Origin of the sequence: Porphyromonas sp. HMSC077F02 (assembly GCF_001815465.1) — a bacterium.
Lineage (GTDB): Bacteria > Bacteroidota > Bacteroidia > Bacteroidales > Porphyromonadaceae > Porphyromonas_A > Porphyromonas_A somerae.
In genome coordinates this window covers 1-5,595 of record NZ_KV820616.1, presented here as the reverse complement: position 1 = coordinate 5,595, position 5,595 = coordinate 1, and the positions used below count along the sequence as shown (strand labels likewise).

The following is a 5,595-nucleotide window of genomic DNA, read 5'->3' as shown; positions in this document are numbered from 1 at the left end:
CTCTAGGAAAAAATTCCTAAAGTGTCTCTCTCTGTAAAATGGCGACTACCTACTCTCCCTTGTTAAAAGTACCATCGGCGTGACTAGGCTTAACTTCTCTGTTCGGAATGGTAAGAGGTGGATCCCTAGTGCTATAGTCACCTAATTATATCGTGACATACTGGCAAATATTATAGCTATCTACTATCAATAGCTCTAAGAAACTCTGAGATGACATCTCGAATGTATATCTCAATTCTCTCTATCTTACTCAATATATGAAGCGTACAACATTTAGTAACCTATTCATGCGTACTGTAATTACACAACACTACACTTCGGCCTAAAGTTTACGGGTAATTAGTACTGCTCAGCTAAATGCATTACGGCACTTACACTTGCAGCCTATCAAGGTCGTAGTCTCCAACCACCCTTAAAAGATATCTAATCTAGAGGAGGGCTTCGTGCTTAGATGCTTTCAGCACTTATCCTAAACCACACATGGATACTCAGCTATGCTCCTGGCGAAACAACTGATAAACCAGAGGTGTGTCCAGTACGGTCCTCTCGTACTAGTACCAGACCCTCGCAAATATCTAACGCCCACAATAGATAGAGACCGAACTGTCTCACGACGTTCTGAACCCAGCTCGCGTGCCACTTTAATGGGCGAACAGCCCAACCCTTGGGACCTTCTCCAGCCCCAGGATGTGACGAGCCGACATCGAGGTGCCAAACCGCTCCGTCGATATGAGCTCTTGGGAGCGATCAGCCTGTTATCCCCGGAGTACCTTTTATCCTTTGAGCGATGGCCCTACCATGCGGAACCACCGGATCACTATGCTCAAGTTTCCTTCCTGTGCGACTTGTAAGTCTCCCAGTCAAGCGCCCTTATGCCATTACACTCTACGACCGGTTACCAATCGGTCTGAGGGCACCTTTAGAAGCCTCCGTTACTCTTTTGGAGGCGACCACCCCAGTCAAACTACCCACCATACATTGTCCTTGCTCCTGCAAGTTAGCATCCAAATATCAAAAGGGCCGTATTTCAACAGCGACTCCAAGCACACTAGCGTGCACCCTTCAAAGTCTCCGGCCTATCCTACACATCTAATACCCAGAGGCAATGTAAAGCTATAGTAAAGGTTCACGGGGTCTTTTCGTCCCATTGCGGGTAATCGGCATCTTCACCGATACTACAATTTCACCGAGCGCGCGGTCGAGACAGTGCCCAAATCGTTACACCATTCGTGCAGGTCGGAACTTACCCGACAAGGAATTTCGCTACCTTAGGACCGTTATAGTTACGGCCGCCGTTTACTGGGGCTTCAATTCAAGGCTTCAACTTACGTTTGACCTCTCCTCTTAACCTTCCAGCACCGGGCAGGTGTCAGGCTATATACATCTTATTTCTAATTAGCATAGCCATATGTTTTTGATAAACAGTCGCGTGGGCCTATTCTCTGCGGCCGTTGTGTCGCCACAACGGCGTCCTTTATCCCGAAGTTACAGGACCAATTTGCCTAGTTCCTTAACCGCGGCTAACTCGAGCGCCTTAGTATACTCAACCCAACTACCTGTGTCGGTTTGTGGTACGGGTCGATATGCTATTAACGTTTAGCGGATTTTCTTGGGAGCCTGCTTACGTCCATATTGCTGCACCCGAAGGATTCACATACTATCAGGTTCGACTCTCTCGGCGGATTTGCCTACCAAGATCAACATCTACACCCTTTAACCTACTATTCCAACAGTAGGCAGGACTGTCACTTCTCCGTCTCCACATCACTTAACATACCGAGTAAGGGAATATTAACCCTTTCTTCCATCGAGATCACCAAACGGATTACCCTTAGGTCCCGACTAACCCTCCTCCGACGAACGGTGAGGAGGAAACCTTAGTCTTTCGGCGAGGGAGATTCTCACTCCCTTTATCGTTACTTATACCTACATTTGCACTTCCAGAATGTCCAACAGACCTCGTCGATCTATCTTCAACCACGCTGGAATGCTCCCCTACCAATCATAAATGATTCCACTGCTTCGGTAGACAACTTATGCCCGATTATTATCCATGCCACAATCCTCGACTAGTGAGCTGTTACGCACTCTTTAAATGAATGGCTGCTTCCAAGCCAACATCCTAGCTGTCTATGCATCGTGACCTCGTTTAAGTCAACTGAGCTGTCATTTCGGGACCTTAGCAGATGGTCCGGATTCTTCTCCTCTCGGACATGGACCTTAGCACCCATGCCCTCACTCCTAGAGTGTACATATAAGCATTCGGAGTTTGTCTGGACTTGATAGGCGGCGAAGCCCTCGCATCCAATCAGTCGCTCTACCTCTTATATTTAAACTCTAAGGCTGCACCTAAATGCATTTCGGGGAGTACGAGCTATTTCCAAGTTTGATTAGCCTTTCACCCCTACCCTCAACTCATCGGGGAATTTTTCAACATTCTGCCGTGCGGTCCTCCATTCAGTGTTACCTGAACTTCAACCTGGTCAAGGGTAGATCACTTGGTTTCGCGTCTACTATATATAACTCTATCGCCATTTAAAACTCGCTTTCGCTACGGATCCAAGCCTGAAGCTCTTACCCTAGCTATATATAGTAACTCGTAGGTTCATTATGCAAAAGGCACGCTGTCACTCCAAATGGAGCTCCAACCGCTTGTAAGCAGACGGTTTCAGGGTCTATTTCAATCCTCTACTAGAGGTGCTTTTCACCTTTCCTTCACAGTACTCGTTCACTATCGGTCTCTAAGGAGTATTTAGCCTTGGGGGATGGACCCCCCAGATTCGTACAGGATTGCACGTGTCCCGCACTACTCAGGATACTACTAGCCAGGCCTTCACTTCGCATAAGGGACTATCACCCTCTATGGTGGAGCTTTCCAGCTCACTTCTGCTCGTTACCGCCTGTAACATGTTGTAGTCCTACAACCCCACTCTTGCCGAAACAAGAATGGTTTGGGCTCGTCCCCGTTCGATCGCCACTACTAAGGGAATCACTAAATTGTTCTCTTCTCCTATGGGTACTTAGATGTTTCAGTTCCCCACGTTTGCTCATGCATAGCATGTAGTAGGCTGTTAAACCTACCGGGTTGCCCCATTCGGAAATCTGTGGATCACGTCGTATGTGCCAATCCCCACAGCTTATCGCAGCTTGTCACGTCCTTCATCGCCTCTTAGAGCCAAGGCATCCGCCGTCTGCCCTTACTTACTTTATAACCTTTTATACTAGTGCCTTACTTGCGTAAAGCACCACGCATAATGTTGTATAATAACAATACAAATATTATTTGCTCTCGCATTTAATTAAGTATACTAAACATTGTCGCTCAAGTAAAAATCGAAAGAATTTGCTTTACACAATGAGATCTCATCTCTATCTCGAAAAGACCTTCGACGGTACTCGCGTACCATCTCCAGAATCCTCTTTGTCTCTTTACTATTGTTTCAATATCTATATATTTGCCAATATGTCTATGATCGCTCGGCTTGTCACCATAAATGTGACGCCAAATGTGGAGAATAACGGATTCGAACCGATGACCCCCTGCTTGCAAAGCAGGTGCTCTAGCCAACTGAGCTAATTCCCCATATCTCTATACTTTCCTATCTCATAAGTAGCACTCTTGCTAGCTTATCATCCCTCTCGTAAGTCTCGTAGACCCAGGCAGATTTGAACTGCCGACCTCTACATTATCAGTGTAGCGCTCTAACCAACTGAGCTATGGGTCTATATCACTCATCATCAATAATGAGCTCCTCTCTAGCCCCCAATCTCTACACCTCAACCTTACTAACTTATACTCATCATAAGCAGGCAGTATAAAAATAGGGTTGCCGTATGATAAAATATACTAAGACAAAGGAACAAACAAGATAGATACAATCTAAACATCGTCTAGACCACGTACTCACTCTTGATTATCAATCCATACATACAAACTACGGACAGTCGAAACTAGAGGAATAGCTACTCTGCTACTCCAGAAAGGAGGTGTTCCAGCCGCACCTTCCGGTACGGCTACCTTGTTACGACTTAGCCCCAGTCACCGGTCTTACCCTCGGACGCTCCTCGCGGTCACGCACTTCAGGTACCCCCAGCTTCCATGGCTTGACGGGCGGTGTGTACAAGGCCCGGGAACGTATTCACCGCGCCATGGCTGATGCGCGATTACTAGCGAATCCAGCTTCACGAAGTCGAGTTGCAGACTTCGATCCGAACTGAGATGAGGTTTGGAGATTGGCATCCTGTCACCAGGTAGCTACCCTTTGTCCTCACCATTGTAACACGTGTGTCGCCCTGGATATAAGGGCCGTGCTGATTTGACGTCATCCCCACCTTCCTCTCGCCTTACGACGGCAGTCTCGCCAGAGTCCTCAGCTTAACCTGTTAGCAACTAACGATAAGGGTTGCGCTCGTTATGGCACTTAAGCCGACACCTCACGGCACGAGCTGACGACAACCATGCAGCACCTACATATAAGTCACCGAAGTGAACAGCAGCTGTTTCCAGACACCAGCCTATACATTTCAATCCCAGGTAAGGTTCCTCGCGTATCATCGAATTAAACCACATGTTCCTCCGCTTGTGCGGGCCCCCGTCAATTCCTTTGAGTTTCATCGTTGCCGACGTACTCCCCAGGTGGATTACTTAATGCTTTCGCTTGAGAGCATACTGTATATCGCATACTCTGAGTAATCATAGTTTACGGCGTGGACTACCAGGGTATCTAATCCTGTTTGATACCCACGCTTTCGTGCCTCAGTGTCAGTAGTAGTTTTGTAAGCTGCCTTCGCAATCGGAGTTCTGCGTAATATCTATGCATTTCACCGCTACACTACGCATTCCGCCTACATCATCTACACTCAAGCTAACCAGTATCAACGGCAAGACTATGGTTGAGCCATAGCTTTTCACCACTGACTTAATCAGCCACCTACGCACCCTTTAAACCCAATAAATCCGGATAACGCTCGTATCCTCCGTATTACCGCGGCTGCTGGCACGGAGTTAGCCGATACTTATTCTTAGGCTACTTTCTAATAGGTACACGTACCTATCCTTACTCACCTACTAAAGAAGTTTACAATCCATAGGACCGTCATCCTTCACGCGACTTGGCTGGTTCAGAGTTTCCTCCATTGACCAATATTCCTCACTGCTGCCTCCCGTAGGAGTTTGGGCCGTGTCTCAGTCCCAATGTGGGGGATCAGCCTCTCAGCTCCCCTATCCATCGATGCCTTGGTGAGCCGTTACCTCACCAACTAACTAATGGAACGCATGCCTATCTCTTAGCAATAAATCTTTCCTTAATAACTCAGGCGAGAAATTAAGAATATGCGGTATTAGTCCGGATTTCTCCGGGTTATCCCCCACTAAGAGGCAAGTTGCATACGCGTTACTCACCCATCCGCCGGTCGTCATCAGAGTGAAGCAAGCTTCTCTCCATGTTACCCCTCGACTTGCATGTGTTAAGCCTATCGCTAGCGTTCATCCTGAGCCAGGATCAAACTCTCCATTGTCAAAAAGTTTTATGTCTTCGTAACAAAGAAGCTAATTAAAATCCTCTAGCTCGTTATTCACTATCACGTTTAGTCGTA

General features: G+C 47.1%; 2 tRNA genes and 3 rRNA genes. All 5 read right to left on the bottom strand.

From position 1 onward, the window contains the following. Nucleotides 1–36: 36 nt before the first annotated feature. Nucleotides 37–145: ribosomal RNA gene (rrf, locus tag HMPREF3027_RS00070) — 5S ribosomal RNA — on the bottom strand. 174 nt (nucleotides 146–319) lie between these two features. Further along, a 23S ribosomal RNA gene (locus HMPREF3027_RS00065) occupies nucleotides 320–3,211 on the bottom strand. Between the two features lie 298 nt (nucleotides 3,212–3,509). Next, nucleotides 3,510–3,583: transfer RNA gene (locus HMPREF3027_RS00060), tRNA-Ala, on the bottom strand. A 68-nt stretch (nucleotides 3,584–3,651) separates the two neighbouring features. Next, nucleotides 3,652–3,725, bottom strand: a tRNA-Ile gene (locus HMPREF3027_RS00055). Between the two features lie 255 nt (nucleotides 3,726–3,980). Continuing rightward, nucleotides 3,981–5,517: ribosomal RNA gene (locus HMPREF3027_RS00050) — 16S ribosomal RNA — on the bottom strand. The 16S, 23S and 5S rRNA genes sit together here with 2 tRNA genes alongside, the layout of an rRNA operon. Nucleotides 5,518–5,595 lie beyond the last annotated feature (78 nt).